The sequence below is a fragment of the Caldimonas sp. KR1-144 genome (assembly GCF_049446155.1).
Lineage (GTDB): Bacteria > Pseudomonadota > Gammaproteobacteria > Burkholderiales > Burkholderiaceae_C > Rivibacter.
In genome coordinates this window covers 593,542-620,171 of record NZ_JBMSEE010000001.1, presented here as the reverse complement: position 1 = coordinate 620,171, position 26,630 = coordinate 593,542, and the positions used below count along the sequence as shown (strand labels likewise).

The following is a 26,630-nucleotide window of genomic DNA, read 5'->3' as shown; positions in this document are numbered from 1 at the left end:
GGCGCCTGCCGGCGCCTGCGCTCAGCCGGCGCGCCGGATGGTCGCCAGCAGCGCGCCCGCGGCGACGAACAGACCGCCAAACACGCGGTTCATGATGCGCAGCTGGCGCACCGACTTCAGCGCGCGCAGCACGCGCGCGGCCAGCGCGGTGTAGACGCCCATCACAACCAGGTCGGTGAAGCCCAGCGTCGCGCCGATCACGAGGTACTGCGGCAGCAGCGGCTCGGCGAGGTTCAGGAACTGTGGCACCACGGCCAGCAGGAACACGGTGCCCTTGGGGTTGACGGCGTTGACCGCCCAGCCGCGCGCGATCAGCGCGCCGATGCCGGTGCGCGCCGCGGCGCCCTCGTCGGCGCTGGCCAGCGGCACCGCCGGTGCGCGCCATTGCTTGATGCCCAGCCAGATCAGGTAGGCCACGCCGAGCCACTTGACCAGCGCGAAGGCGGTCGACGAGGTCGCGATCAGCGCGCCCAGGCCGGCGCCGACCAGCACCACCTGGGTCCAGATGCCCAGCACCAGGCCGATCGTGACCACGTAGCCGCGTGCGAAGCCGTGGTTCAGGCCGGCGCTCATCGCCGCCACCGCGCCTGCGCCGGGAGAAATGCTGATCGCCCAGGAGGCGGCGAAGAAGGTCAGCCAGACCGAGAGTTCCATCACGTTCCCCTGCGCCGCGCGTGGCGCGTACAAACAATTACAGGTCCGCCTCGGACCAGGCGCCCGATGCTACGGCAGCATCGTCGCAGGCGCGCGCGCGAGGCCTTTCATGGCGGGCCCTCAAGCTTGTCGGCGCGCTGCCGACAACCATGAGGACGACGACCGCCCCACCGGGGCCGGCGCCGCCCCAAGCCATGAGCGACACCTTCGACCTCGACATCCAACATCTGCGTATCGGCCTGCACGTGCAGCTCGACCTGGGCTGGATGGCGCATCCCTTTCCGCTGAACAGCTTCCGCCTGGCCTCGGCCGAGCAGATCGAGACGCTGCGCGGGCTGGGGCTGCGGCAGGTGCGGGTGGTGGCCTCGCGCAGCCTGCCGGCGGCGCTGCACGCACTGGTCGACGAGGGCGTGATCGACGCCGGCCAGGCGCCGCCGCGCGAGCCGGCGCCGCGCGCCGTGGCCGTGGCGGCGGTGCGGCCGCAGCCGCCCGACCCGGCCGAGGAAGAGCGACAGCGCCGGCGCGCGCAGCAGGCCGCCGAGCAAGAATGCCTGGCGCAGGCCGAACGCGCCTACGCCGAGGCTGGCCGCGGCCTGCGCCGCTGCTTCGAGCTCGTGCGCAGCCAGCCGCAGGCCGCGCGCGAGCAGTGCGAGGCCCAGGTGCGCGACTACCTCGACCTCGTGCTCGGCGCGCAGGAGATGGCGATCCGCCTGCTCGGCGAAGGCGCCGGCGACCGCGCCTCGATGCACGCGATCAACGTGACCGTCATCTCGCTGCTGCTCGGCAAGGCGCTCGGCCTGCCCGAGGAGGCGATGCAGGAGCTCGGCGTCGGCGCGATGCTGCACGACGTCGGCAAGCTCGACCTGCCCGAGCGCGTGCGCTGGCTCGACCCGACGACCGCGCTGGTGTCGGTGCACGAGCGCCAGTACTACCAGGAGCACGTCGCGCTCGGCGTGGTGGTGGGCAAGCAGATGACGCTGTCGCCCGGCGCGCTGCTGGTGCTCGCGCAGCACCACGAACTGGCCGACGGCAACGGCTTTCCGCTCAAGCTCGCCGGCGAGCGCATCAGCCTGCCGGCGCGCATCGTCGCGCTGGTCAATCGCTACGACAACCTCTGCAACCCGGCCAGCCCGGCGCATGCGCACACGCCGCACGAGGCGCTGTCGCTGATGTACGCACAGATGAAGCCGCAGTTCGACGCCGCGGTATTCGCCGCCTTCGTGCGCATGATGGGCGTGTACCCGCCGGGCTCGGTCGTGCAGCTCAGCGACGACCGCTATGCGCTGGTCACCACCGTCAACTCCAGCCGCCCGCTCAAGCCGCGCGTGCTTGTGCACGAGCCGCGCGCCGGCCGCGACACCGCGAGCAGCGTCGACCTCGAACAAGCGCCCGGCCTGAGCATCCGCCGCAGCCTGAAGCCGCAGCATCTGCCGCGCGCGGCGCTCGATGCGCTGTCGCCGCGCCCGCGCGTGTGCTACTTCTTTGAACGCGCCCGCGAGCTCGAATTCACCGCGTCGGCCACCGACGCGCGTGCGCGAAAGGAGGTGGCGTGATGACCGCGACCGCCCCGAGCGCCGCGCGCGGCGAGAGCTTCACCGGCTGGCAGCCCTGGCTCGACGGCCTGCTCGACGCGGTGTGCGTGATCGACGCAGCCTCGCTGCGCGTCATCGCGGCCAATGGGGCCGCCGCGGCACTCTACGCACGCGAGCACGAGGCGCTGATTGGCCGCCCGGTCGCCGATCTGTCCGCGACGCCCGAGGACGCCGCGTTCTGGGACGGCGTGCGCGCGGGCGACGCATCGCCGCTGCACTCCGAGACCTGGGCCGCGCAGGCCGACGGCAAGCTGGTGCCGGTCGACCGGCGCGCCAGCCGCATCACCTTGCCCGACGGCAGCGGTGCCTGGCTGCTGGTGCTGCGCGACCTGAGCGACGAGCGCGCCGCCGAAGGCGAGCTCGAGAAGCTGGTCGCCGAGCTGCGCGCGACGCTGGAGTCGACCGCCGACGGCCTGCTGGTCACCGACCTGCACGGCGCGATCCGCGGCTGCAACCAGCTCTTCGCCGAACTGTGGAGCCTGCCGCCGGAGCTGCTGACCGAGCGCGACGACGCGGCGGTGCACGCGTGGATGCATGCGCAGGTGGCCGACGAGCACGCCTACAACGCGCAGCTCGACGCGATCGAGCGCGAGCCGCTGCGCCGTGCCTGCGACCTGCTGGTGCTGCGCAACGGCCGCGTGCTCGAGCGCGTCGCGCTGCCGCAGTACGGCCGCGGCCAGCCGATCGGCCATGTCTACTCGTTTCGCGACATCACCGAGCGCCTCGCCAATGCCGCGCGCCAGCAGCTCGCGACGCAGGTGTTCGAGTCCAGCCTCGATGCGATCTTCGTCACCGACGGCGAGCTCAGGCTGGTGGAGGTCAACGCCGGCTGCGAACGCCTGATGGGCCGCTCGCGTGCCGACCTGCTCGGCCTGGGCGTCGCGGAACTGGTCTACCACCCGAGCGACGAGGGCTGGTTCGAGCGCGTCTCACAGCGCCTGCGCTCGCATGGCGTGTGGGAGGGCGAGCTGTGGCATCGCCGGCCCGACGGCAGCACGCTGCCCGGCCATGTCTCGCTGGTCAAGGTCGCCGCGCCTAGCGAGCCGATCGCCGCGCCCGCGCTGCCGGCCGAGCGCTGCGTGGGCTTTTTTCGCGACCTGTCGGACACGGTGGCTGCGCACCAGCGCATCCAGGAGCTGGCTTTCAGCGACGCGCTGACCGGCCTGCCCAACCGCGTGCTGCTGGCCGAGCGCGTCGAGTTCGCGCTGGCCATGGCCAAGCGCGACGCGAGCAACTTCGCGCTGCTCTTCCTCGACCTCGACCGCTTCAAGCACATCAACGATTCGCTCGGCCACCTGTTCGGCGATCGCGTGCTGGTCGACGTGGCCGAGCGGCTCAAGGGCTGTGTGCGCCAGGTCGATACCGTCGCGCGCCTGGGCGGCGATGAGTTCGTGATGCTGGTCCACCATGCCGACGCGCAAGGCGCCGAGGCCACCGCGCGGCGCGTGCTCGACGCGCTGGCCAGGCCCTTCGAGCTCGAGGGCATGGCCTTCAGCATCACCTCGAGCATCGGCATCGCGCTGTACCCGCACGATGGCCTGACGCTCAACGACCTGATCAAGAACGCCGACGCGGCGATGTACCGCGTCAAGGAGCGCGGCCGCGCGGGCTACCGCTTCTACCAGCGGCAGATGAACGTCGACCTGCTGGCGCGCATGAAGCTCGACCACGCGATGCGCATCGCGCTGGAGCAGGGCCACTTCGTGCTGCACTACCAGCCGCAGATCGACCTCCACAGCTCGGCGGTGGTCGGCGCCGAGGCGCTGATCCGCTGGCACGACCCCGAGCAGGGCAACGTGCCGCCGTCGGAGTTCATCCCGGTCGCCGAGGAAACCGGCTTCATCGTCGCGCTGGGCGACTGGGTGCTGGCGCAGGCGGTCGAACGCGCCGCGGCCTGGCATGCGGCCGGCCATGCGATCACGGTCGCCGTCAACGTCTCGGCGCTGCAGTTCCAGCAGGCCGACTTCGTCTCGCGCGTCGCGCAGGCGCTCGACAGCGCCGGGCTGCCGGCCGCGCACCTCGAGCTCGAGCTCACGGAGTCGATCCTGCTCAAGGACGCCGACGAGGCGCTGCAGCGGCTGGTGGCGCTCGACCGGCTCGGCGTGAGGTTGGCGATCGACGACTTCGGCACCGGCTATTCGAGCCTGAGCTACCTGAAGCGCATCCCGATCCGCAAGCTCAAGATCGACCGCAGCTTCGTCAAGGGCCTGCCGGGCGACGAGAGCGACGCGGCGATCGCCACCGCGGTGATCGAGCTGGCGCGCGCGCTGCGCCTGCGCGTGATCGCCGAGGGCGTCGAGACGCCGCGCCAGCGCGAGTTCCTGCGCGAGGCCGGCTGCGACGAGTTCCAGGGCTTCCTGGTGTCTGCCGCGGTGCCGCCGGACGAGTTCCTCAGGCTGCTGACGCGTCCGCGCGGCGGCGTGCGCGTCGCGGCCTGATCAGGCCGCGACGGCCGGCCCCACGGTGCGGTAGAGCGCGCGCACCAGGTCCGACTCGGTGATGATGCCCGCCAGGCGCTTGTCGTCGTCGATGATCGGAATGTGGTGGTGGCCGCCGGCCGAGAACAGGGGCACCAGCTCGGCCAGGTGCTGACGCTCGCGCGCCACGCGCACCTCGCGCGTCATGATCTGGCCGATCACCTCGGCCTTGTCGGAATGCACGCTGCCGCTGCCGCGCAGGAAGCTGCGCAGGCGCTCGGCGAGGCCGGCGTGGCCGTCCAGGCGTGCGTGGCGGATGAAGTCGGCCAGCGTCACGATGCCGACGATGCGCCGCGCGCGGTCGATCACAGGCAGCGCCTTGATGCGGCGCTCGCGCATCAGCGTCCAGGCCTCGGACAGCGGCGTGCCGAAGTGCACCGCCAGCGGCTCGCGCGTCATCACGTCGGCGCAGCGCAGCTGGCCGAAGTTGCGCTGGTAGGCAGCCGCCTCGGCGTGGTGCAGCAACTGCTCGAGATCGTCGCGGCTGATGTCGAGCACCTGGTTGTAGTGCGCGAGCGCGGCATCGAGGTCGGCGGCGCTGAAGCGCGCCGGCGCCGCGGGCGTCGGAGGGCGGCGCTGCGCGTGCGGGTAGCGCCGGCCGGTGAGGCCGTTGTAGGCCATGCCGGCGGCCACCAGCAGCAGCGAGTCGAACAGCACCGGAAAGAGCGCGAACTGCCAGTTCGCCGCACCGAGCGCGGCCAGCAGCGCGCTGGCGCCGCCCGGCGGGTGCAGGCAGCGCAGCGCGAACATCACGGCGATCGCCGCCGCCACCGCGGTCGCGCCGGCCCACGCGGGATCCGGGATCGCGGCCGCGCACAGCGCGCCGACCAGGGCCGACAGCGTGTTGCCGCCGACCACCGACCACGGCTGGGCGAGCGGGCTGGCCGGCACGGCGAACACCAGCACCGCGCTGGCGCCGATCGGCGCGACCAGCCATGGCACGCCGTCGGCGACGCCGATCCACCAGCGCGCGACCATGCCCGTCAGAACGATGCCCAGCCCCGCACCGACGAAGGCGCGCCAGCGCTCGCGCGCATCGACCGCCACCGGCGCGGGCCGCAGGGCATCGAGGAACTGGATCAGGCGCTCACGGGGCGATGGCATGGACAAAGGCGGCAAGGGCGGGCGCGATGGGCGACGCGGTCGGGGCCGCGAGGTTATCAATCGCCGCCTGCGCTCGCGCGGCTGTGCAGCCGCAGCCCGAAGCCCGTCCTGCGCCAGGCCCATGCGAGGATGAAGAAGAACACCGTGAAGATCGCGCCGCCCCACCATTCGGTGACGTTCTCCAGCGCGTCCTTCTGCGCCTGCGTCGACCACCACAGCGGCAGGAGCACATGGGCCAGGCCGAGCAGCGGCAGCGTGGCGCACAACAGCAGCAGCGCGGTCGCGATGCGGCGCCGCTGCCGGCTGTCGCGCAGATGGCGCTGCCACTGGTCGCTGACGATCAGCATCGCGATGCAGCTCAGGCCGAAATAGAAGAACACGCCGTAGTGACGCATCCAGCGGTAGCCCGCGCCCTCGGTGCCGAGGAAGCTGCCGTACAGCGCCAGCATCGCGCCGATCGCGATGCCCAGCGCCGGCAGCGTGCGCTGCCAGCGATCCGCCGCCGCGCCGAGCGAGCGCAGCCAGCCGGCGCACAACAGCCAGCACAGCGCCTGCAGCACCGCCGACGGCAGCAGCAGCGTGCGAAACAGGATGTTGGGCAGGCCGTGGCGCGCGGCGCGGCTGATCGAGACGCAGCCTTCGAGCAGCGGCTGGCAGTCCGGTACCAGGTCCAGCCGCACCGACAGCCGCCACGCGACCAGCGTGGCGATCAACGGCAGTGCGCCGGCCAGCAGCGCCAGCGGCCACAACGCGTGCACACGGTCGTCGGATGCATCGACTCGCATCGCCTGTCCTCAGGTCTGCCCCGGACCACGGGAAGCGCCAGCATCGCAGCAACTGGCAAGGCGGTCACGGATGCTGTATAAATAAACAGTATCGCCATGAGCCTGCCACCACCACCGCCGATCAAGGGCCGCGGCACGCCGCAGCGGCTGGCACACCGCTTCGAGTCGCTCGCGCGCGCGGCCGAGGACGACGGCTGGGGTTCGCTCGAAGACCAGGCCACCGATCGGGAAGCGGCCGTGCCGGTCGTGACACAGGTCATCCAGGAGCAGGCGCGCAGCGTGATCTCGCGCAACGACTCGCCCGACATCCCGTTCGACCAGGCCATCAACCCCTACCGCGGCTGCGAGCACGGCTGCAGCTACTGCTACGCGCGGCCCACGCACAGCTACCTCAACCTCTCGCCGGGGCTCGACTTCGAAACGCGCATCGTCGCGAAGATGAACGTCGCCGAGCGGCTGCGCGCCGAGCTCGCGAAGCCCGGCCACCAGCCCACGCCGATCAACCTCGGTTCGGCCACCGACTGCTACCAGCCGCTCGAGCGCCGGCTCGGTCTCACGCGCGCGATCCTGCAGGTGCTGACCGCCTGCCGGCATCCGTTCACCATCGTCACCAAGTCGGCCGGCATCGAGCGTGACCTCGATCTCATCGCACCGGCCGCGCGGCGCGGCGAGGCGCTGGTGTTCGTCAGCATCACCTCGCTCGACGCGGCGCTGGCGCGCAAGCTCGAGCCGCGCGCGGCCGCGCCGCACCGGCGGCTGCAGGCCGTGAAGCGCCTGTCGGACGCCGGCGTGCCGGTGGGCGTGAACGTTGCGCCGATCATTCCCTTTCTCAACGAGCCGGAGATCGAGCGCATCGCCGAAGCGGCCGCCGAGGCCGGCGCGACTTCGCTGCACTACACCGTGCTGCGCCTGCCGTGGGAGGTGGCGCCGCTGTTCAAGCAATGGCTGCAAGACCATGTGCCCGAGCGCGCCGAGCGCATCCTTGCGCGCGTGCACGACATGCGCGGCGGCAAGGACTACGACGCCGACTTCCGCCAGCGCATGCGCGGCGCCGGCCTGTGGGCCGAGCTGATCCGCCAGCGTGTCGACAAGGCCGCGGCGCGGCACGGGCTGGCGCGCTCGACGCCGCCGCTGTCGAGCGCGCACTTCAGCGCGCCGCGTCCGGACGATCCGCAGCGGGAGCTTTTTTGAGTGATGCGCGCAGGCCGATGCGCGGGCCAAAGGCGGCGTGGTGCAGCGCCGCGCACACCGTCCAGCAGATCCAGGCCGTCCACAGCGTGTGGCTCGCGTAGTGCGCGCCGCGCATCATCTGCGCGAGCCCGAACACGCTGCCCAGCACGAGCACGCTGGCCAGCATCGCGCGAGCGCGCAGCGGCCGCACGTCGCGCCACGCGAACCAGGCGCTCATGAAGGCCAGCGCGCCGGAGGCGTGGCCCGACGGGAAACAGTGCCCGCTGCCGCCGTCGGCGACGCCGAATCGCCAGTGCGAGACGTAGTGCGCCGCGCCGCCGAACTCGGCCAGCGACCATGGGCAACTGGTTGCGCTGGCCTGCTTGAGCAGCGGAATGAGCGCCAGGCACACGGCGGTCGATGCGAACCACAGCGCGCGCTGGCGCGGGGCCAGCATGCGCGCGCGCCACGGCCCCCAGCAGCTCAGCAGCAGCCACACGAACAGCAGCACGCTCAGCCAGTAGCCGCCGCGGTGGAGCACGCCGCTGGTCAGCCAGTGCTCGCGCCAGGCAAAGCCATGTCCGTTGCCGAACAGGCGCACGAGCGCGAGGTCCCAGCCGCTGGCGTCCCACAGCAGCAGCGCGACGAGGCCGGCCGCGGCGATCGCCAGGTCCGTGCGCCAGCGCGGCACGGCCGCTGCCGTCGGCAGCTCAGCCGGCAGTGCGGCAGTTGGCAATGGCATCGAGCTCGCTCCGGTATTCGCTGGCACGCACGCCGGCCAGGCCCAGCGTGGTGTGGAACAGGTTGTCGTGGCTCAGCGGCGCGTCGCGCAGGCGCTCGAGGCAGCTGCCGTCGACGCCGAGCGCGCGCTTTGCGCCGCTGCCCAGCCACAGCAGCATCGGCACATGGGTCTGCGCCTGCGGCGCGATCGCGTAGGGCACGCCGTGCAGGTACAGGCCGTTCTCGCCCAGCGACTCGCCGTGGTCGGAAACGTAGAGCATCGCGGTCGACCAGGCGTCGTTGCGCGCGGCCAGCCAGGCGACCGCCTGCGACAGCACATGGTCGGTGTAGACGATCGAGTTGTCGTAGGCATTGACCAGCGCGTCGCTGGCGCAGTCCTGCAGCACGTTGCTCGTGCACTCCGGCGCGAACGGCTTGCGTTCGGCGGGCGAGCGCGACGCATAGGCCGGCCCGTGGCTGCCCATCTGGTGCAGCACGACCACGACGCCGCGCGCGCGGCGCTGCGCGTCGAGTGCGGCGATGCGCGCGTCGAGGTCGTACAGCAGCGCCTCGTCGAGGCACTCGCCGCCGTGGCACAGCGCGCCCGGCGCGCTGAACTGGCCCGGCGCCGGCTGCGCGGTCGAGGCATGCGGCACGCGCTCGCACAGGCCCTTGCAGCCGGATTGGTTGTCCAGCCACAGCACGGCCAGCCCGGCGCGCTGCAGCAGGTCGACCAGGTTCTCGCTGTCCTGCTGGCGGTCGAGGAAGGCTTGGCGCCCGAGCGGCGAGAACATGCAAGGCAGCGAGGCCGCGGTGCTGGTGCCGCACGAGCGCACCTGCCGGAAGCTCACCAAGCCCTCGATGCGCGACAGCTCGGGGTTGGTCGGCCGCTCGTAGCCGTTGAGCGCGAAGTGGTCGGCGCGCGCGGTCTCGCCCACCACCAGCAGCACCAGCGGCGGCTTGGCGCCGGGCGGCGCGGCGAGCAGGCGCGCGTCGAGCCCGATCGGCTGCGGCGGCCCGGCCGGGCGGGCCTGGGCCGCGAATGCAATGCGGCCGAGCGCATAGACGCTGTTGAGCGGATTGATCAGGTAGCGCAGCTCCTTGTGGTTGCGCGTCGTGCTCGACAGCGTCTGGAAGTTCGCATACCCCAGCCCGACGATCGCCGCCAGCAGGGCGGCTGCCGCGATCATGCGCACCAGCACGCGGGAGGGCCAGCGCCCGGTCGGTGCGCGCAGCGGCTGGCGCCACAGCCACAGCGCCGGCAGCACGCCCACTGCAACGACGGTGAGCGCCATGCGCAGGCTCAACAGGTCTCGCGTCTCGCGGACGTCGGTCTGTAGCACGTTGACCATCATCGTCGGATCGATGACGACGCCGTAGCTGGACATGAAGTACGCGCCGAACGCGGCGGCGAGCAGGAACAGCGTGATCGCCGGGCGCAGGACGCGGCGCGACGACAGCGGCAGCAGCACCAGCGCGGTCAGCGCCGCGACGGCGACGAACATCGACGCGCCGAACACCGCGAAGCGCAGGCCATGCATCTCCGGCAGCGCGGCGAGCGCGCGCCACAGCGGCCAGTTCGCGGCGGCCGCGATCCACAGGCCGGCCAGGAAGACGAGGGTGATGGGGTGCCAGTCGCGCTGCGCGGCGTCCGGCGCGCGGTCCGCGGGGACCGCCGTCGACGAGATTGCCATCCGGCGATCGTGGCCGGCGAGGCTTAGGCCTCCATTAAGGAGGCGGCCGGGCGGCGGGCCGGGCCCGGCGGGCCGGGCCGACCGCGCGCCGCGGCCGTCGTCTTACTTGAACAAGTCCTTGACCCGGTCGGCCCAGGTCTTGGCGTTCGGCGAGTGCTTGTCGCCGCCCTTTTGCAGCGACTCGTCGAGCTCGCGCAGCAGCTTGCGCTGGTACTCGGTGAGCTTGACCGGCGTCTCGATCGTGATGTGGCAGTACAGGTCGCCGGGATAGCTCGCCCGCACGCCCTTGATGCCCTTGCCGCGCAGACGGAAGGTCTTGCCGTGCTGCGTGCCTTCGGGCAGCTCGATCTCGGCCTTGCCGGCCAGCGTGGGCACCTCGATCGCGCCGCCCAGCGCCGCGGTCGCAAAGCTCACCGGCACCGAGCAGTGCAGGTCGTCGCCATCGCGCTCGAAGATGTCGTGCGGCTTGATGCGGATCTCGATGTAGAGATCGCCCGGCGGACCGCCGTTGGTGCCCGGTTCACCGTTGCCGGCCGATCGGATCCGCATGCCCTCGCCGATGCCGGCAGGGATCTTCACCTCGAGCGTCTTCTGCTTCTTGGTGCGGCCGGCGCCGTTGCAGGTGGGGCAGGGCTCGGGAATGATCTTGCCGCTGCCGTGGCAGTGCGGGCAGGTCTGCTGGATCGAGAAGAAGCCCTGGCGCAGGTGCACGGTGCCCGAGCCGTGGCAGGTCGGGCAGGGCTTGGCGCTGGTGCCCGGCTTGGCGCCGCTGCCGCTGCACGTGGCGCAGTTCTCCCAGCTCGGGATGCGGATCTGCGTTTCCTTGCCGAGCGCTGCCTCCTCGAGCGTGATCTCCATCTGGTAGCTGAGATCGCCGCCGCGGTAGACCTGCGGGCCGCCGCTGCGCCGCCCGCCCTGGCCGAAGATGTCGCCGAAGATGTCCCCGAAGGCCTCGGCGAAGCCACCGAAGCCTTCGGCGCCCGGCCCGCCCGGACGGAAGCCGCCAGCGTTGGGGTCCACGCCCGCGTGGCCGTACTGGTCGTAGGCGCTGCGCTTGCCGGCGTCGGAGAGGATCTCGTAGGCCTCCTTGGCCTCCTTGAACTTCTCTTCGGCCACCTTGGCCCCGTCGCCCTGGTTGCGATCGGGGTGGTGCTTCATGGCCAGCTTGCGGTAGGCCTTCTTGATGTCGTCCTCGGATGCGTTCTTCGCGATGCCGAGGACTTCGTAGTAATCGCGCTTTGCCATGTTGTCGGGCCTTCAGGCGATGGATGCGGGCGCGCTTGCGCGGCGGTCTGAACGAGCAAGCCCCCGCGAGCGGCGGGCGCGCGCGGGGGTGTGCTGCGAGAACGGGCGCGTCACCGCATCCCTGCCTGGACGGCGTTCCTCGATTACTTCTGGTCCTTCACTTCCTTGAAGTCGGCGTCGACGACGTTGTCGTCGGCCGCCGGCTTCGCACCGGGTGCCGGGCCGGCCTCGGGCGCCGCGCCGGCCGCCTGCTGGGCCGCCTGCGCGTCGGCGTAGACCTTCTCGCCGAGCTTCTGGCTGGCCTGCATCAGCGCCTCGGTGCGCGACTCGATCGCCGCCTTGTCGTCGCCCTTGATCGCTTCCTCGACCTCCTTGATCGCGGCTTCGATCTTCTCCTTCTCGGCGGCGTCGAGCTTGTCGCCGTGTTCGGTCAGCGACTTGCGCACCGAGTGGACCATCGCGTCGGCCTGGTTCTTCGACTGCACCAGCTCGACCTTCTTCTTGTCCTCGGCCGCGTTGAGCTCGGCGTCCTTCACCATCTTCTGGATCTCTTCCTCGCTGAGGCCCGAGTTCGCCTTGATGGTGATCTTGTTCTCCTTGCCGGTGGCCTTGTCCTTGGCGCCGACGTGCAGGATGCCGTTGGCGTCGATGTCGAAGGTCACCTCGATCTGCGGGATGCCGCGCGGCGCCGGCGCGATGCCCTCGAGGTTGAACTCGCCCAGCAGCTTGTTGCCCGACGCGAGCTCGCGCTCGCCCTGGAACACCTTGATGGTCACGGCCGGCTGGTTGTCGTCGGCGGTGGAGAACACCTGCGAGAACTTGGTCGGGATCGTGGTGTTCTTGGCGATCATCTTGGTCATCACGCCGCCGAGCGTCTCGATGCCCAGCGACAGCGGGGTCACGTCGAGCAGCAGCACGTCCTTGCGGTCGCCGCCGAGCACCTGGCCCTGGATCGCCGCGCCCACCGCGACGGCCTCGTCGGGGTTGACGTCCTTGCGCGGATCCTTGCCGAAGAAGGCCTTGACCTTCTCCTGCACCTTGGGCATGCGCGTCTGGCCGCCGACCAGGATCACGTCGTCGATCTCGCTGACCTTGACGCCGGCGTCCTTGATCGCGATGCGGCAGGGCTCGATCGTGCGCTCGATGAGATCCTCGACCAGGGCCTCCAGCTTGGCGCGCGTGAGCTTGATGTTCAGGTGCTTCGGACCCGTGGCGTCGGCCGTGATGTAGGGCAGGTTGACGTCGGTCTGCGACGAGTTCGACAGCTCGATCTTGGCCTTCTCGGCCGCCTCTTTCAGGCGCTGCAGGGCCAGCACGTCCTTCGTGAGATCGACGCCCTGTTCCTTTTTGAACTCGGTGACGATGTAGTCGATGATGCGCTGGTCGAAGTCCTCGCCGCCGAGGAAGGTGTCGCCGTTGGTCGAGAGCACTTCGAACTGCATCTCGCCGTCGACATCGGCGATCTCGATGATCGAGATGTCGAAGGTGCCGCCGCCGAGGTCATAGACGGCGATCTTGCGGTCGCCCTTGCCGTGCTTGTCGAGGCCGAAGGCCAGCGCGGCCGCGGTCGGCTCGTTGATGATGCGCTTGACGTCCAGGCCGGCGATGCGCCCGGCGTCCTTGGTGGCCTGGCGCTGGCTGTCGTTGAAGTAGGCCGGCACCGTGATGACGGCCTCGGTGACCTCTTCGCCGAGATAGTCCTCGGCGGTCTTCTTCATCTTGCGCAGCACTTCGGCGCTGATCTGCGGCGGCGCGAGCTTCTTGCCGCGCTCCTCGACCCAGGCGTCGCCGTTGTCGGCCGCGACGATCTTGTAGGGCATCAGGTCGATGTCCTTTTGCACTTCCTTCTCGGTGAACTTGCGGCCGATCAGTCGCTTGACCGCGTAGAAGGTGTGCTTGGGGTTCGTGACCGCCTGGCGCTTGGCCGGCGCGCCGACGAGGATCTCGCCGTCTTCCTGGTACGCGATGATCGACGGGGTGGTCCGCGCACCTTCCGAGTTCTCGATCACCTTCGTGGTGTTGCCTTCCATGATGGCCACGCACGAGTTCGTGGTGCCGAGGTCGATGCCGATGATCTTGCCCATCTTGTGCTCTCCTGAATGCGGTGTTCGCTGGTGTTCGAGTTGTGGATAACTCGCCGGCTTTCAAGGGCGCCGGCCTGTGGTTTCTTTACTTCGGCGCCGCCACGGTGACGAGCGCCGGGCGCAGCACGCGCTCGGCGATCAGGTAGCCCTTTTGCAGCACCGCGACGACGGTGTTGGCCTCCTGGTCGGCCGGCACCACCGAGATCGCCTGGTGCTGGTGCGGGTCGAACTTGGCTCCCGCGGCAGGCGCGATCTCGAGCACCTTGTTGCGCTCGAGCACGGCGACCAGCTGGCGCAGCGTGGCGTGGGTGCCTTCGCGCAGCTGCTCGGGAGTGGCGTTCTCGATCGCCAGCGCCGCTTCCAGGCTGTCCTTGACCGGCAACAGGCTCTCGGCGAACGACTCGACCGCGAACTTGCGCGCCTTGCTCATCTCCTCGTCGGCCCGACGGCGCACGTTCTCGGCCTCGGCCTTGGCGCGCAGGTAGGCGTCGGACAGTTCGGCCTGCTTGGCTTCCAGTTCCGCGATGCGCGGGTCGATGACGGGCGTCTCGGGGCCGAGCGTCGGCTCGATCTGGTCGTTAAGCGGTTGATTCTCTTCAGGTTTTTCCATGTCTCTCGGGGCTTTCTGGCGCTTCGCGTGAGCACCTGGGGCCGGTGACCGCAATTTCAAGAGGGGATTGTCGCCGGCCGGCGGCGCGCGGCCGCCGGAGCTGGCAGGGCCTGCGGGCAAGGCGTGTTCTCAGCCTTCGTCGTCGGGCCCGATCGAGGCGCTCCAGCGCTGCCAGTCGGCGAGCTGGCGGCGGTCGCGCTTGGTCGGGCGGCCTTGCTCGATGGTTGCCGCCGGTTCGGGCGCGAGGCGGCGGCGCTGCGCCTGCGCCTCGCGCGCGGCCAGGCTTTCGGGCGTTTCCTCGTAGAGCTGCTGCGCGACCGGCGCCGGGCCGCGCACATGGCTCAAGGCCCGCACGATCACCGTGCGCGGCTCCTGGCCCTGGCGCAGAACCACCTCGTCGCCCGGCTTCAGCTCGCGCGAGGCCTTGGCCACCTGCCCGTTGACCTGCACCCGGTGCTTCGCGATTTCCTCGGCCGCCAGGCTGCGCGTCTTGAAGAAGCGCGCCGCCCACAACCACTTGTCGAGCCGCACGCCGGAGTCGTTCGTTGTCACGCCCCGGATTGTGGCGCGAGCGGCAGGTGCACCACGGCGTCGAGGCCGGCGACGCGGCCGGCTTCGAGCCGGTCGAGCAGCTCGATGCGCCCGCCCAGGCGCTCGCAGACCTCGCGGCAGATCGAAAGGCCCAGGCCGCTGCCGGTGGTGGGGTGGCCGGTGTGGAAAGGCTCGAACAGCCGCTCGCGCATCGAAGGCGCAATGCCCGGCCCGCTGTCGCGCACGACCAGCCGCGCCAGCGCGCCGTCGCGCTCGAGCAGCAGCTGAAGCGGCGCGCCGCGCGGCGTCTCGCGGATGGCGTTGTGCAGCAGGTTGCGGACCATCTCGCGCAGCGTCCAGGCGTGGCCGGTCACCGGCAGCGGCGTCTCGGGCGCGACGAGCTCGAAGGCGATCTCGCGATCGGCGATCAGCGGCGCGAGGTCGAGCGCGACCTCGCGCGCCACTTCGGTCAGGTCCACCGCCTGCGGCGGCGACTCGCGGTGCACCTGCTCGACCTTGGCCACCGCAAGCATCTGGTTCGCGAGCCGGATCGCGCGGTCCACCGTGCCGTGCATCTCGGCCAGCGTGGCCTGCGCGTCGGCATGGCCGCGCAGGCCGTTCTGCGCCTGGGTCTTGAGCACCGCGAGCGGCGTGCGCAGCTGGTGCGAGGCGTCGCGGATGAACTGCTTTTGCTGAACGATCATGCGCGCCAGCCTTTGCATCAGCTCGTTGACCGCGCCGACCACCGGCTGCAGCTCGCTCGGCAGTCCGGGCGTCGCGAGCGGCGAGAGATCGCGGTCGTTGCGCACGGCCAGCTCGCGGCGCAGCGTCTGCACCGGTCGCAGCGCGCGCGTCACGACGACCAGCGTGACGCCGGTCACCACCGCGATCAGCAGGGCCTGGCGCGCCAGCGTGTCGAACAGGATCTCGCGCGCAAGCTGCTCGCGCACGTCGAGCGTCTCGGCGACCTGGATCAGCACCACGCCGCGCGCGTCCTGGCCGGACACCGGCTGGTAGAGCGCGGCCATGCGCACCGGCTGGCCCTGGTAGAGCGCGTCGTAGAAGTCGACCAGGGCCGGGTAGTCGCTGCGCTGCGGCAGCGTGCCGGTGTAGCGCGGCAAGTCCTCGTAGCCGGCGACGAACTCGCCGTCGAAGCCGCTGACGCGATACACCATGCGCCCGGTCGGGCCGGCGTCGAAGATCTCCAGCGCGGTGTAGGGCACCTCGACCTGGAGCTTGCCGTTCTGCAGCCGCAGCAGCTCGCCGATCGAGCGCGCCGACGCGAGCAGCGAGCGGTCGTAGGCCGTGTTGATCGAGCGCAGCGCGCTGCGGTACAGGCTCCAGGTGTCGAACAGCACGAACAGCGCGATCGGTCCGATGATCCACGCCAGCAGGTGGCGCCGAAGCGAATGACCCATCTTCAAGCGGGTGCGTCCTCGCGCAGCAGGTAGCCCAGGCCGCGCAGCGTGACCAGCGAGACGCCCGAGCCGACCAGCTTCTTGCGCAGCCGGTAGGCCACGACCTCGATTGCCTCGAACTGGATCTCGGACTCCATCGGGAACACGACGCGAAAGAGCTTTTCCTTCGCGACCGCGTGGCCGGGCGTCGCGAACAGCGCCTTCAGCAGCGCCTGCTCGCGCGGCGTGAGCTCGAGCACCTGGCCTTCGAGGTAGAAGGCGCCCGAGCGGCGCTCGAAGCTCAGCGCGCCGACGCGCTGGGGCGCGTCGTTGTCGCGCCCGTGGCGGCGCAGCAGCGCGCGGATGCGCGCCTCGAGCTCGTCGAGGTCGAAGGGCTTGGCGAGGTAGTCGTCGGCGCCGGCGTTCAGGCCGACCACGCGGTCGCCCACCGCCGCGCGCGCCGTGAGCACGACGATCGGCGTGTCCAGACCCTCGGCGCGCGCCTTGTGCAGCACCTGCAGGCCGTCGAGGCCCGGGATGGTGAGGTCGAGCAGGGCCAGCGCCGGCGGATCGTGGCGCAGGCGCGCCAGCGCGTCGGTGCCGTTGGCGCAGCGGTCGACCTCGAAGCCGCGCCGCTCGAGCGCGAGCTGCAGCGCCTGGGCCATCGCGAAATCGTCTTCGACCAGCAGCAGTTTCATGCCCGCAGTGTCGCTCCGGCGCGCGGCGCTTCGGCCCCGGGGCTTTCCTGCGCGCGCTGCCCTTCGACAGCCGATTGACAGCTCGCCGCGCGCTTTCGACAGCCGGCTGACAGCGCCTGCGGGTTGTCGCGTACGAGCGCGCCGACGCGCGCCGCCGACCATCCCCCACGTTCCCGACGCCATTCATCCAACGATCCCGAGGAGACACACGCATGAAGAGCGCATCCACCCCCCGCCTGCTCGCGCTGGCGCTTGCTGCCGGCGCGGCCTCGCTGGCCCACGCGCAGTCGGCGCCCAGCGTCACGCTGTACGGCCTGCTCGACGCCTACGTCGAGTACCGCACCCACAACAACGCCGCCGGCGATTCGCGCACCGCGCTGAACTCGGGCGGCATGAACACCTCGCGCTGGGGCATGCGCGGCAGCGAGGACCTGGGCGGCGGCCTGAAGGCCATCTTCCAGCTCGAAGGCGAGCTCAGCCTCGACACCGGCGCCGGCGGCAGCTCGCTGTTCGGCCGCCAGGCCAACGTCGGCCTCGAGGGCGGCTTCGGCCGCGTGATCGCCGGTCGCTCGTACAGCACCAGCTACGACTTCATCCTGCCGTTCGACCCGATGGGCTACGCGCCGGTCTACTCCTGGGCCACCTCGGCCGGCGCGACCGGCGCGCGCAAGGACGGCATGGTCACCGGCGTGTCCAACCTGGTGAAGTACCGCGGCAAGGTCGGCGGATTCAGCTTCGGCGCGAGCTACGGCTTCGGCGAGCAGGCCGGCAGCTTCAGCGACGGCCACACGGTCAACCTGGGCGCGAGCTACGCCGCCGGCCCGCTGGCCGTGGTGGCGACCGTCGAGCAGATCAACGGCGTGTCGGACGCCACCACCGGCGCGCGCGACAAGACCCGCACCGCGCACATCGGCGCGAGCTATGCCTTCGGCGACACGGTCAAGCTGTTCGGCGTGCTGCGCGACTACAGCAAGGAGTTCGGCGCCGGCGGCGACGACAACGACAGCCGCACCTGGTGGATCGGCGCGAACTGGCTGCCGATGCCGGGGCTGACGCTGACCGCGGCCTACTACGCGCAAGACATCCGCAGCAGCAACGTCGCGCCCACGGTCGACGACCCCTCGCTGATCGTGCTGCGCGCGCGCTATGCGCTGTCCAAGCGCACCGATGTCTACGCCACGCTGGGCTATGCCGACGGCAAGGACGGCGTGGTCGGCCTGTCACGCGACGACGTGACCTTCGGCAGCGACCAGACCGGCGTCGCGGTCGGCATCCAGCACCGCTTCTGATCCACTGCGCAGCGCAGCCTGCGGCAGCCTGGCGACAGCCGGGCTGCCGCGCTTAGCGCTCAGAATTCGCCCCGATTCCCGAGGAGACAGCCATGAGAGCTCAACTGATGCGGCGCCTCGCCGCGCCCCTGGTCTCGGTCGCGCTGTGCGTGGCCGGTGCCGCGCACGCGGCCGAGAACTACAAGATCATGATCGGCGCCAACCCCGGCGGCGGCTACGACCAGACCGGCCGCGGCATCGGCAAGGCCTTGCAGGAGTCGGGCGCGGCGGCCTCGGTGACCTACGAGAACAAGGGCGGCGCGGGCGGCACGATCGGCCTGGCGCAGTTCGCCAACGCCAGCAAGGGCGACCCGAACGCGATGATCGTCGTCGGCGCCATCATGGTCGGCGCCATCGTGCAGAACAAGCCGCCGATCACGCTGGCCAACGTCACGCCGGTGGCGCGCCTGCTGGCCGAGTACAACGTCTTCGTCGTGCCCGCGGCCTCGCCGATCAAGAGCATGAAGGACGTGGTCGAGCAGCTCAAGAAGGATCCGGCGAGCGTCAAGTGGGGCGGCGGCTCCAAGGGCTCGATCGACCACATCAGCGTCGCGATGATCGCGCGCGCGACCGGCGTCGACGTCGCGCGCGTCAACTACGTGCCGTTCAAGGGCGGCGGCGAGGCGGTCGCGGCGATCCTCGGCGGCCACGTCACGGTGGGCACCAGCGGCCTGGCCGAGATGGAGGAGTTCATCAAGACCGGCAAGCTGCGCGCGATCGGCATCACCTCGCCCGCGCGCCTGAAGGACGTGGCGATCCCCACGCTCAAGGAGCAGGGCGTCGACGTCGAGATCTTCAACTGGCGCGGCGTCTACGGCGCGGCCGGCATTACTCCCGAGCAGCGCAAGGCGCTGGCCGATGCGGTGAGCAAGGCCACCAAGACCAAGGCCTGGACCGAGACGCTCGAGAACAACCGCTGGACGCCGTCGCTGCTGACCGGCGACGAGTTCGCCAGGTTCGTCGACGAAGACCATGCGCGCATCCGCGCGCTGATGGTCAAGCTCGGCATGATCTGACGGGCCTGCCGCGATGAATCGACGCGCACAGACGCTGATCGGCGCCGGCACCGTGGGGCTGGCCGGCCTGCTGGCCGCCGGCGCCAGCCAGATCGGCGGCGAAGCCGGCTACGCCGGCGTGGGGCCGGCCTTCCTGCCGTGGCTGGTGAGCGCGGTGCTGGCCGTGTGCGGGGTGGCGCTGATCATCGGCGCGGCGCTGCCGGCGCCGGCCGAGGACGCGCCCGTGCCGGTGTCGGCGGACGGCGAAACGGCGAGTGCCGGCAGCGACTGGTCCTCGATGGCCTGGGTCTCGGCCGGCCTGCTGCTCAATGCCGCGCTGATCAACCAGCTCGGCTTCATCGTCTCGTGCGCGCTGCTGTTCGCCCTGGCCGCGCGCGGCTTTCGCCAGTCGATGGGGCAGGCCACCGGCTTGCAGCAGCTCGGCCGCGACGCACTGCTCGGGCTGGCGCTGTCCGCGCCGGTGTACTGGCTGTTCACCAAGGGCCTGGGGCTGACGCTGCCGGGCCTGACCAAGACCGGCTGGATCTGAGCGAGCTCACATGACCCCCACGCTCACTGCGTTCGCTGCCCCCCAAGGGGGCTCAGCCTCCTCGAGGCGGCTCGTCGGAGGCTGACCATGGAACTCTGGCAACAACTGCTGGCCGGCTTTGCCACCGCCGCCACGCCGGCCAACCTGATGTGGGCCTTCGTCGGCTGCTTCATCGGCACCGCGGTCGGCGTGCTGCCGGGGATCGGTCCGGCACTCACGGTCGCGATGCTGCTGCCGATCACCGCCAACGTGCCGGTGACCGCGTCGATGATCATGTTCGCGGGCATCTACTACGGCGCGATGTACGGCGGCTCGACGACCTCGATCCTGCTCAACACGCCCGGCGAGACCGGTTCGATGGTCACCGCGATGGAAGGCAACCTGATGGCCAAGCACGGCCGCGCGGGTGCCGCGCTGGCCACGGCCGCCATCGGCTCGTTCGTTGCCGGCTCGATCGCGACCGTGTTCGTCACGCTGTTCGCGCCGTTCATCGCCGAGTGGGCGCTGCGGCTCGGCCCGCCGGAGTACTTCGCGCTGATCCTGCTGGCCTTCACCACCGTCTCGGCGGTGCTGGGCGCGAGCGTGCTGCGCGGCATGACCGCGCTGTTCCTGGGCCTGGCGATCGGCCTGATCGGCATCGACCAGATCTCGGGCACCGCGCGCTACACGCTGGGCGTGCCCGAACTCGTGGACGGCATCGAGGTGGTGCTGGTCGCGGTGGGCCTGTTCGCGGTGGGTGAGGCGCTGCACGCGGTGATGTACGAAGGCCGCCAGCGCGAAAGCCGCAACGCGATGTCCAGCCTGTGGATGAACAAGCGCGACTGGCGCCGTTCATGGCCGGCCTGGCTGCGCGGCACGGCGCTGGGCTTCCCGTTCGGCACCATCCCGGCCGGCGGCACCGAGATCCCGACCTTCCTGTCCTACAGCCTCGAGAAGAAGCTCGCCAAGGACGATGACCGCGCCGAGTTCGGCCGCAAGGGCGCGATCGAGGGCGTGGCAGGCCCCGAGGCCGCGAACAACGCCACCGTCACGGCGGCGCTGGTGCCGCTGCTGACGCTGGGCATCCCGACCTCCAACACCACCGCGATCCTGCTGTCGGCGTTCCAGAACTACGGCATCCAGCCGGGGCCGACGCTGTTCCAGACCTCGGCCGCGCTGGTGTGGGCGCTGATCGCTTCGCTCTACATCGGCAACGTGATGCTGCTGGTGCTCAACCTGCCGCTGGTGGGCCTGTGGACGCGCCTGCTGAGCATTCCGAAGCCGGCGCTGTACGCGGGGATCCTGATCTTCGCGACAGTGGGCGTGTACGGCATGCGCCAGTCGTCGTTCGACCTGTTCCTGCTCTACGGCATCGGCCTCGTCGGCGTGCTGATGCGCCGCTTCGACTTCCCGACCGCGCCGGTGATCGTCGGCATGATCCTGGGGCCCATGGGCGAGGCGCAGATGCGCAACGCGCTGTCGATCGGCGAAGGCCGCTGGACGGTCTTCATCGACCGGCCGTTCTCGGCCGTCGTGATCGGCCTGTGCGTGGTGCTGGTGTGCGCGCCGCCGCTGTGGCGGCGGTTCGGGCCGAAGCAGATGTGAATGGCGTGGAGGCAAAGGCGCCGTGCTTGTTCACGGAAACCTCGCATCCGCCTTCTTCGAAGTAGCACGGCCTTGCCTTCGCGGCAGGCGGTCCCCGGCGGGGGCGATTTCCGGGGCGCGCCCCCGACCCGAGCAGCGCAACGCAGTCGGCGCGCAGCGCCGACCGCCACGGCATGAGCCCCTGCCGGGACCGCCTGCCGCGAACCGCAGCCCCTCGGACTGCAGAGCTACCCGGCGGCACCCATCCGCCGTGCCCGCTCGGCCTGCGCCTGCAGCGCCTGCGCATCGGGCGCGTCCTGCGTCGGCCAGCCCTGCAGGTGGCGGATCGCGATCGCGCTCAGTGCCGCGATCCATTCGTGCTGGTCGTTGAGGCAGGGGATGTAGCCGAACTCGCTGCCGCCCGCGCCGAGGAAGGCGGCGCGCGCTTCCATGTCGATCTCCTCGAGGGTCTCGATGCAGTCGGACGTGAAGCCGGGGCAGGCGATGTCGACGTGCTTCACGCCGGCACGCGCGAGCCCCACCAGCGTCGGCTCGGTGTAGGGCTCGAGCCACTTGGCCCGCCCGAAACGGCTCTGGAACGTGACCAGCACGCGCTCGGGCGCGAGGCCGAGGCGCTCGCCCAGCAGGCGCGCGGTCTTGTGGCATTCGCAGTGGTAGGGGTCGCCCAGGCGCAGCGTGCGCTCGGGCACGCCGTGGAAGCTCAGCACGAGCCGCTCGCCGCGGCCGTGCGTCATCCAGTGGGTCTCGATGCGCTTGGCGAGCGCGCGGATGTAGCCCTCGTCGTCGTGGTAGTGGTTGACGAAGCGCAGCTCGGGAATGCGGCGCTGGCGCGCGCTCCACGCGTTGACGGCATCGATCACGCTGGCGGTCGTGGCGCCCGAGTACTGCGGGTACAGCGGCAGCACGAGGACACGCGTCGCGCCTTCGGCGACCAGCGCGTCGAGCTCGGCGGCGATCGACGGGCGGCCGTAGCGCATCGCGTGGCGCACCAGCACGCGGTGGCCGCGCTCGCCGAGGTAGCCGCCCAGGAGCTTGGCCTGCCTGGCGGTCCATACCGCGAGCGGCGAGCCCTCGGGCGTCCAGATGCTGGCGTACTTGGCCGCCGACTTGGCCGGGCGCGTGCGCAGGATCAGGCCGTGCAGGATCGGCAGCCAGATCGCGCGCGGGATCTCGACCACGCGTCGGTCGGCGAGGAACTCGCCGAGGTAGCGGCGCAGCGCCGCGGCGGTGGGCTCGTCGGGCGTGCCGAGGTTGACGAGCAGCACCGCGGTGCGCTCGGGGCGGCCGTGGCGAAAGTTGTGCGGGTCGGCAGTGGCCATGGTCAGTTCAGCGAGGCGCCCAGGGCCGGGCGCAGTCCGTCGAGGTCGCGGATCACGCGGGCGATGTCGATGGGCTTGGTCCAGTAGCCGACGAAGCCGGCATCGCGCGCGCGCTGCATGTCGTCGGGCAGCGCGTCGGCCGAGCACATGAAGGCCGGCGCGGCTTCGAGTCCCGGCTGCGCGCGCAGCTGGACCAGCACCTCGTGGCCGCTCATGCCGGGCAGGTGGGCGTCGAGCACCAGCACCTGCGGCAGCCAGTCGCGCACGAGTTCGAGCGCCTCGCTGCCGTCCTCGGCGACGCGCAGATCGACGCCGCCGTGCAGCTTGAGCGCCTCTTCGAACAGCAGCGCGTTGATGCGGTTGTCCTCGACGTACAGCAGGCGCAGCGGTGCGGGTGCGGCCGGCAGCTCGATCGTCGCGGCGGCCGACGCGGGCGCGGCGCGCGGCAGGTTGATCATGAGGCGCGTGCCGCGGCCCAGCACGCTCGACAGGCTCAACGTGCCGCCCATCTCCTCGACCAGCCGGCGCGCGATGATGAGGCCCAGGCCGGTGCCTTCGATCGCGCTGGTCTCCAGGCCCAGGCGCTCGAAGGGCTGGAACAGGCGCGCCTGCTGCTCCTCGCTGAGCCCCGGGCCGTTGTCCTCGATCGCGATGCACCAGCGCTCGCCGCGCGCGTCGAGGCTGGTCGCGACGCGCAGCATGCCCGCGTCGCGGTTGTATTTGACGCCGTTGGACAGCAGGTTGATCAGCACCTGGCGCAGCCGGCGCGGATCGGCGCGCACCGTGGCCTCGGCATCGACGGCGTTGTGGCTCAGCACCGCGCGGCGCTGCGCGAGCGGAGCCAGCAGGTCCAGCACGCCGCCGACCAGGGCGTGCAGCGGCACCGGCTGCAGGTCGAGCACCAGCTTTCCGGCCTCGACGCGCTGCAGGTCCAGCACCTCGTCGACCAGGTTGAGCAGGTGCTGCCCGGCCTCGAGGATGTGGTTGCTGTAGCGCTCGAGCTGCGCAGGCGAATCACCGCCGTTGAGCCGCAGCAGCTGGGCGAAGCCGATCACGGCGTTGAGCGGCGTGCGCATCTCGTGACTCATGCGCGAGAGGAACTCGCTCTTGGCGCGGCTGGCCGCCTCGGCGCGCTCCTTGTCGCGCAGCGCGTTCTGGTGCTGCAGGCGCTCGGTGATGTCGACCTGCGTGCCGACCACGCGCGTCGGCGCGCCATCGGCATTGCGCGCGACGATCTTGCCGCGGTCTTGCACCCAGATCCAGTGGCCGCTCTTGTGGCGCAGGCGGTGCTCGGTCTCGTAGCTGTCGATCTCGCCGGCGCGGTAGCGGCGCACGGCCTCCATCACGCGCGGCTTGTCCTCGGGGTGGATGCGCTGCGTCCATTCGCGCAGGTCGGACCCGATCTCGTGCTCCTCGTGGCCGAGCATGCGCTTCCAGCGCGCCGAATAGAACATGCGCTGCCGGGTCTCGTCGAAGTCCCACACCGCGGTGTCGGAGCCTTCGAGCGCGAACTGCCAGCGTGCGTCGGCCTCGGCCAATGCGGCCTCGGCGGCGCGCTCGGCGGTGATGTCGCGGAAGGTCACCACGCAGGCGCGCCCGTCGTCGCCGCCGCTCGCCGGCAGCGGCTGGGCGGTCAGCCGCACGATGATCTCGGTGCCGTCGGGGCGCCGGACGCGCAGCACGCGGTCCAGCACGCGCCGTTGCTCCACCACGGCCGCGCGCACCGGGTGTTCATGCCGCGCGATGGGGCGGCCGTCCTCGTGCATCGTGAGAAAGCCCAGGCCGCTGAGGCGGTGTCCCGCCAGGCGCTGCAGCGGCATGCCCAGCAGCTCGCAGGCGGTCGGGTTGGCGGTCGCGATCGCGCCCTTCGCGCCGACCACCATCAGGCCCTCGGTCATGGTGGCGACGACCGAGCTGTACAGCGCTTCCGACAGGCGCAGGCGCTCGGCGTCGCGGATGCGCTCGGTCACGTCGTGCAGCACGCCGATGAAGTGCGTCAGACGGCCGGAGGCGTCGCGCACCGGCGCGACATGCACCTCGTTGACGAACACGCTGGCATCCTTGCGGCGGTTGCGCAGCGTCACGGTGCAGGGCCGGCCGGCGACCAGCGCGGCGCGCAGCTCGTCGAGCGCGGGCTGGTCGGACTCCTCGCCCTGCGGGCCCTGCAGGAGGCGGCAGTTGCGGCCGATGACCTCGTCGCGCTGCCAGCCGGTGAGCCGCTCGAACGCGGCGTTGGCGTAGATGACGGGCTGGTCGGCGTGCGCGGCGTCGACCACGACGACCGGCACGGCGGCCTCGGCCTCCAGCGCGCGCTGCATCATCAGCGCCTCGCGCTCGAGGCGGCGCAGGTCGGTGAGGTCGCGCGTGATGAAGAGAAAGCGCTCGCGCGCCATCGGCGAGACGCGGGCCTCGAAGTGGCGCTCGATGCCTTCTTGCGTGGTGAGCTCGTACTCGATGCGCTGCAGCTCGCCGCTGTCGCGCGCGCGCCGCAGCGCCGCATGGGCGAGCGCTGCGAGCTCGTCTGGCACGACGGCCTCGAACGGGCGGCCGCGCATCGCCGGCCACGCCGCGGCCAGCCATCGGTGGCTGGGGTCGCTGACCTCGAGATAGCGGCCATCGCCGTCGAGCACGAACCACAGGTCGGGCACGGCCTGCAGCACCGCGGCCAGCCGCGCGCGCGAGGCCTCGAGCTCGGCGCGCTGCTGGGCCAGCTCGAGCTCGGCGGTGCGGCGCTCGGTGATGTCGATGAGCCAGTGCACGACGCTGCCGTCGGGCAGGCGCTGATCGCCGGCGAGCACGTGCGTGTTGCCGAGCGCGAGCTCGTGCGTCGCGCCCTTGTCGGTGATCATGGCCTCGCGCCAGGCCACGGCCTCCTCGGGCGTGCCGTCGAAGTCGGAGTAGGCGCCGCGCACGGCCAGCGCGTGGATCAGCGACGGCCAGCTGGCGGGAAGCTCGGGCGTGCCCAGCAGCTGCGCCATGCGGCGGCGCGATTCGAGGTTGGCGAACACGATGCGCCCGTCGGCGGCGCAGATCATCACCGCCACGGTGAGCGAGTCGATCGCGCGGCGCAGCAGCTCCTGGCTCGAGCGGGCCTGGGCGCGCTCGGCGATCTCGGCCGTCACGTCGCGCGCGGCGCCGCGGTAGCCGCGAAAGCGTCCGGCGCTGTCGAACACCGGCAGGCCGCTCATCGACACGAGCATCGTGCCGCCATCGGCGCGCTCGCGCACCGAGACGGCATCGCGAAACGGCTCCTGGCGTTCGCGCGCGGCGAGGTAGCGTTCCCAGCCGGCGCGCAGCTCGGGGTCGTCGGGCGCACGGTGGAACTCGCGCACCTGGCGGCCGAGCTCGCGCGTCGCCGGCGCGCCGGTGTGCGCCTCGACACTGTCGGACACCCAGGTCAGCGCGCCTTGCGCGTCGCTCTCCCACAACCAGTCGGAACCGGCGCGGCTGGCGGTGCGCACGCGCGCCTCGAGCAGGCGGGTGCGCTGCGCGCGCAGGCGAGCGTCGAGCAGCGCGCTGGCGATCAGGGCCAGGTCGGCCAGCGCACGGGCCTGATCGGCGTCGAGCTGGCCCGCGCGGGTGTCGATCGCGCACAGCGTGCCGACGCGGCGGCCATCGACCGTCAGCGGCACGCTCGCGCAGGCGACGGCGCGCGGCGCGCCTTGCACCAGCGCGCCGGCCGCGAAGCGGGAATCGGCGCGCGCGTCGGACACTTCGAGCAGGGTGCCGGCGACGATGGCGGCGGACGGCAGATCGTCGCCGCGCGGGGCCTCGCGCCGATCCAGGCCCACCGACGCGGCAAACCACAGGCGCTCGCGGTCGACCAGCGTGATCGCCGCGACGGGGCGCGCGCAGCGCTCGGCCACCATGCGCGCCAGCGCGTCGAGGGCCGGATCGTCCTGGGGCTGATCGAGCAGGCGCAGGTCCTGGAGGACCTGCAGCCGTTCGGGCTCGTCGGCGGGAAGAACGACCGCGTGCATCGAATCAGGGACGCGCGAAGACAGCAAGGCGACAACTGTAACGGAGGCCATCGCGCATGCGCCGGCGCGCTGGGCGACACTGCGTGCCGTTGTTGACCGGCCCTGCGAGTTTC

Annotated in this window: 20 protein-coding genes; 7 read left to right on the top strand and 13 right to left on the bottom strand. The window is 71.3% G+C overall.

Translation table 11 applies throughout. The annotated features are described in order from the left end of the window. Nucleotides 1-21: 21 nt before the first annotated feature. Complete coding sequence (locus ACO2TI_RS03115) at nucleotides 22-654, bottom strand: LysE family transporter (RefSeq protein ID WP_423281980.1); 633 nt, start codon at nucleotides 652-654, stop codon at nucleotides 22-24. 194 nt (nucleotides 655-848) lie between these two features. On the opposite strand from ACO2TI_RS03115, the gene ACO2TI_RS03110 reads away from it, so the two are divergent. Together ACO2TI_RS03110 and ACO2TI_RS03105 are read left to right on the top strand one after the other, a co-directional pair. Continuing rightward, complete coding sequence (locus ACO2TI_RS03110) at nucleotides 849-2,207, top strand: HD-GYP domain-containing protein (protein WP_423281979.1); 1,359 nt, start codon at nucleotides 849-851, stop codon at nucleotides 2,205-2,207. Continuing rightward, nucleotides 2,207-4,684 (top strand): EAL domain-containing protein, encoded by a 2,478-nt coding sequence (locus tag ACO2TI_RS03105; protein ID WP_423281978.1) that lies wholly within the window; start codon nucleotides 2,207-2,209, stop codon nucleotides 4,682-4,684. Before ACO2TI_RS03110 ends, ACO2TI_RS03105 begins: the two co-directional genes overlap by 1 nt. Here ACO2TI_RS03105 and ACO2TI_RS03100 read toward each other — a convergent pair whose 3' ends face one another. Together ACO2TI_RS03100 and ACO2TI_RS03095 are read right to left on the bottom strand one after the other, a co-directional pair. After that, nucleotides 4,685-5,827, bottom strand: a complete 1,143-nt coding sequence (locus ACO2TI_RS03100; protein WP_423281977.1) for an HPP family protein — start codon at nucleotides 5,825-5,827, stop codon at nucleotides 4,685-4,687. Nucleotides 5,828-5,883: 56 nt separating this feature from the next. Next, nucleotides 5,884-6,612 carry a hypothetical protein gene (locus ACO2TI_RS03095; RefSeq protein WP_423281976.1) on the bottom strand — a complete coding sequence of 243 codons (729 nt, stop codon included), beginning with the start codon at nucleotides 6,610-6,612 and terminating at the stop codon, nucleotides 5,884-5,886. 96 nt (nucleotides 6,613-6,708) lie between these two features. On the opposite strand from ACO2TI_RS03095, the gene ACO2TI_RS03090 reads away from it, so the two are divergent. After that, entirely contained in the window at nucleotides 6,709-7,803 is a 1,095-nt protein-coding gene (locus ACO2TI_RS03090) for a PA0069 family radical SAM protein (RefSeq protein WP_423281975.1), read from the top strand. Here the strand turns inward: ACO2TI_RS03090 and ACO2TI_RS03085 are convergent. The 8 genes from ACO2TI_RS03085 to ACO2TI_RS03050 form a co-directional block, all read right to left on the bottom strand. After that, nucleotides 7,760-8,524 carry a phosphatase PAP2 family protein gene (locus tag ACO2TI_RS03085; RefSeq protein WP_423281974.1) on the bottom strand — a complete coding sequence of 255 codons (765 nt, stop codon included), beginning with the start codon at nucleotides 8,522-8,524 and terminating at the stop codon, nucleotides 7,760-7,762. The two genes, ACO2TI_RS03090 and ACO2TI_RS03085, sit on opposite strands and share 44 nt — an antisense overlap. Then, complete coding sequence (locus ACO2TI_RS03080) at nucleotides 8,493-10,196, bottom strand: phosphoethanolamine transferase (protein ID WP_423281973.1); 1,704 nt, start codon at nucleotides 10,194-10,196, stop codon at nucleotides 8,493-8,495. Before ACO2TI_RS03080 ends, ACO2TI_RS03085 begins: the two co-directional genes overlap by 32 nt. A 102-nt stretch (nucleotides 10,197-10,298) precedes the next feature. Next, nucleotides 10,299-11,441 carry a molecular chaperone DnaJ gene (gene dnaJ, locus ACO2TI_RS03075; RefSeq protein WP_423281972.1) on the bottom strand — a complete coding sequence of 381 codons (1,143 nt, stop codon included), beginning with the start codon at nucleotides 11,439-11,441 and terminating at the stop codon, nucleotides 10,299-10,301. A 143-nt stretch (nucleotides 11,442-11,584) separates the two neighbouring features. Then, nucleotides 11,585-13,525, bottom strand: coding sequence for a molecular chaperone DnaK (gene dnaK, locus ACO2TI_RS03070; RefSeq protein WP_423281971.1), 1,941 nt, complete (start codon nucleotides 13,523-13,525; stop codon nucleotides 11,585-11,587). An 85-nt stretch (nucleotides 13,526-13,610) separates the two neighbouring features. After that, nucleotides 13,611-14,135, bottom strand: coding sequence for a nucleotide exchange factor GrpE (grpE, locus tag ACO2TI_RS03065; RefSeq protein ID WP_423281970.1), 525 nt, complete (start codon nucleotides 14,133-14,135; stop codon nucleotides 13,611-13,613). 129 nt (nucleotides 14,136-14,264) lie between these two features. After that, complete coding sequence (locus tag ACO2TI_RS03060; RefSeq protein WP_423281969.1) at nucleotides 14,265-14,687, bottom strand: RNA-binding S4 domain-containing protein; 423 nt, start codon at nucleotides 14,685-14,687, stop codon at nucleotides 14,265-14,267. After that, nucleotides 14,684-16,084 carry a sensor histidine kinase gene (locus ACO2TI_RS03055; RefSeq protein ID WP_423282139.1) on the bottom strand — a complete coding sequence of 467 codons (1,401 nt, stop codon included), beginning with the start codon at nucleotides 16,082-16,084 and terminating at the stop codon, nucleotides 14,684-14,686. Before ACO2TI_RS03055 ends, ACO2TI_RS03060 begins: the two co-directional genes overlap by 4 nt. 2 nt (nucleotides 16,085-16,086) lie before the next feature. After that, the gene (locus ACO2TI_RS03050) at nucleotides 16,087-16,761 is read right to left on the bottom strand and encodes a response regulator (RefSeq protein WP_423281968.1); all 675 of its coding nucleotides are present in this window, start codon (nucleotides 16,759-16,761) and stop codon (nucleotides 16,087-16,089) included. A 212-nt stretch (nucleotides 16,762-16,973) separates the two neighbouring features. Here ACO2TI_RS03050 and ACO2TI_RS03045 point away from each other — a divergent pair, with 212 nt between their 5' ends. From ACO2TI_RS03045 to ACO2TI_RS03030, 4 genes are all read left to right on the top strand, one after another. After that, nucleotides 16,974-18,050, top strand: coding sequence for a porin (locus tag ACO2TI_RS03045; protein ID WP_423281967.1), 1,077 nt, complete (start codon nucleotides 16,974-16,976; stop codon nucleotides 18,048-18,050). 92 nt (nucleotides 18,051-18,142) lie between these two features. Further along, a complete protein-coding gene (locus ACO2TI_RS03040; RefSeq protein WP_423281966.1) occupies nucleotides 18,143-19,105 on the top strand; it encodes a Bug family tripartite tricarboxylate transporter substrate binding protein in 963 nt (320 codons plus the stop codon). A gap of 13 nt (nucleotides 19,106-19,118) precedes the next feature. Then, nucleotides 19,119-19,634 (top strand): tripartite tricarboxylate transporter TctB family protein, encoded by a 516-nt coding sequence (locus ACO2TI_RS03035; RefSeq protein ID WP_423281965.1) that lies wholly within the window; start codon nucleotides 19,119-19,121, stop codon nucleotides 19,632-19,634. A gap of 87 nt (nucleotides 19,635-19,721) precedes the next feature. Beyond that, nucleotides 19,722-21,218 carry a tripartite tricarboxylate transporter permease gene (locus ACO2TI_RS03030; protein ID WP_423281964.1) on the top strand — a complete coding sequence of 499 codons (1,497 nt, stop codon included), beginning with the start codon at nucleotides 19,722-19,724 and terminating at the stop codon, nucleotides 21,216-21,218. Nucleotides 21,219-21,445: 227 nt separating this feature from the next. Here the strand turns inward: ACO2TI_RS03030 and hemH are convergent, their stop codons facing one another. Both hemH and ACO2TI_RS03020 read right to left on the bottom strand, forming a co-directional pair. Further along, nucleotides 21,446-22,537, bottom strand: a complete 1,092-nt coding sequence (hemH, locus tag ACO2TI_RS03025) for a ferrochelatase (protein ID WP_423281963.1) — start codon at nucleotides 22,535-22,537, stop codon at nucleotides 21,446-21,448. A gap of 2 nt (nucleotides 22,538-22,539) precedes the next feature. Next, on the bottom strand, nucleotides 22,540-26,517 hold the full coding sequence (locus tag ACO2TI_RS03020) for a PAS domain S-box protein (RefSeq protein ID WP_423281962.1): 3,978 nt from the start codon (nucleotides 26,515-26,517) through the stop codon (nucleotides 22,540-22,542). Between the last annotated feature and the right edge of the window lie 113 nt (nucleotides 26,518-26,630).

Coding starts and splice junctions, on each gene's coding strand:
- ACO2TI_RS03115 (WP_423281980.1), bottom strand. CDS start 654: ATGGAACTCTCGGTCTGGCTGACCTTCTTCGCCGCCTCCTGGGCGATC.
- ACO2TI_RS03110 (WP_423281979.1), top strand. CDS start 849: ATGAGCGACACCTTCGACCTCGACATCCAACATCTGCGTATCGGCCTG.
- ACO2TI_RS03105 (WP_423281978.1), top strand. CDS start 2,207: ATGACCGCGACCGCCCCGAGCGCCGCGCGCGGCGAGAGCTTCACCGGC.
- ACO2TI_RS03100 (WP_423281977.1), bottom strand. CDS start 5,827: ATGCCATCGCCCCGTGAGCGCCTGATCCAGTTCCTCGATGCCCTGCGG.
- ACO2TI_RS03095 (WP_423281976.1), bottom strand. CDS start 6,612: ATGCGAGTCGATGCATCCGACGACCGTGTGCACGCGTTGTGGCCGCTG.
- ACO2TI_RS03090 (WP_423281975.1), top strand. CDS start 6,709: ATGAGCCTGCCACCACCACCGCCGATCAAGGGCCGCGGCACGCCGCAG.
- ACO2TI_RS03085 (WP_423281974.1), bottom strand. CDS start 8,524: ATGCCATTGCCAACTGCCGCACTGCCGGCTGAGCTGCCGACGGCAGCG.
- ACO2TI_RS03080 (WP_423281973.1), bottom strand. CDS start 10,196: ATGGCAATCTCGTCGACGGCGGTCCCCGCGGACCGCGCGCCGGACGCC.
- dnaJ (WP_423281972.1), bottom strand. CDS start 11,441: ATGGCAAAGCGCGATTACTACGAAGTCCTCGGCATCGCGAAGAACGCA.
- dnaK (WP_423281971.1), bottom strand. CDS start 13,525: ATGGGCAAGATCATCGGCATCGACCTCGGCACCACGAACTCGTGCGTG.
- grpE (WP_423281970.1), bottom strand. CDS start 14,135: ATGGAAAAACCTGAAGAGAATCAACCGCTTAACGACCAGATCGAGCCG.
- ACO2TI_RS03055 (WP_423282139.1), bottom strand. CDS start 16,084: ATGGGTCATTCGCTTCGGCGCCACCTGCTGGCGTGGATCATCGGACCG.
- ACO2TI_RS03050 (WP_423281968.1), bottom strand. CDS start 16,761: ATGAAACTGCTGCTGGTCGAAGACGATTTCGCGATGGCCCAGGCGCTG.
- ACO2TI_RS03045 (WP_423281967.1), top strand. CDS start 16,974: ATGAAGAGCGCATCCACCCCCCGCCTGCTCGCGCTGGCGCTTGCTGCC.
- ACO2TI_RS03040 (WP_423281966.1), top strand. CDS start 18,143: ATGAGAGCTCAACTGATGCGGCGCCTCGCCGCGCCCCTGGTCTCGGTC.
- ACO2TI_RS03035 (WP_423281965.1), top strand. CDS start 19,119: ATGAATCGACGCGCACAGACGCTGATCGGCGCCGGCACCGTGGGGCTG.
- ACO2TI_RS03030 (WP_423281964.1), top strand. CDS start 19,722: ATGGAACTCTGGCAACAACTGCTGGCCGGCTTTGCCACCGCCGCCACG.
- hemH (WP_423281963.1), bottom strand. CDS start 22,537: ATGGCCACTGCCGACCCGCACAACTTTCGCCACGGCCGCCCCGAGCGC.
- ACO2TI_RS03020 (WP_423281962.1), bottom strand. CDS start 26,517: ATGCACGCGGTCGTTCTTCCCGCCGACGAGCCCGAACGGCTGCAGGTC.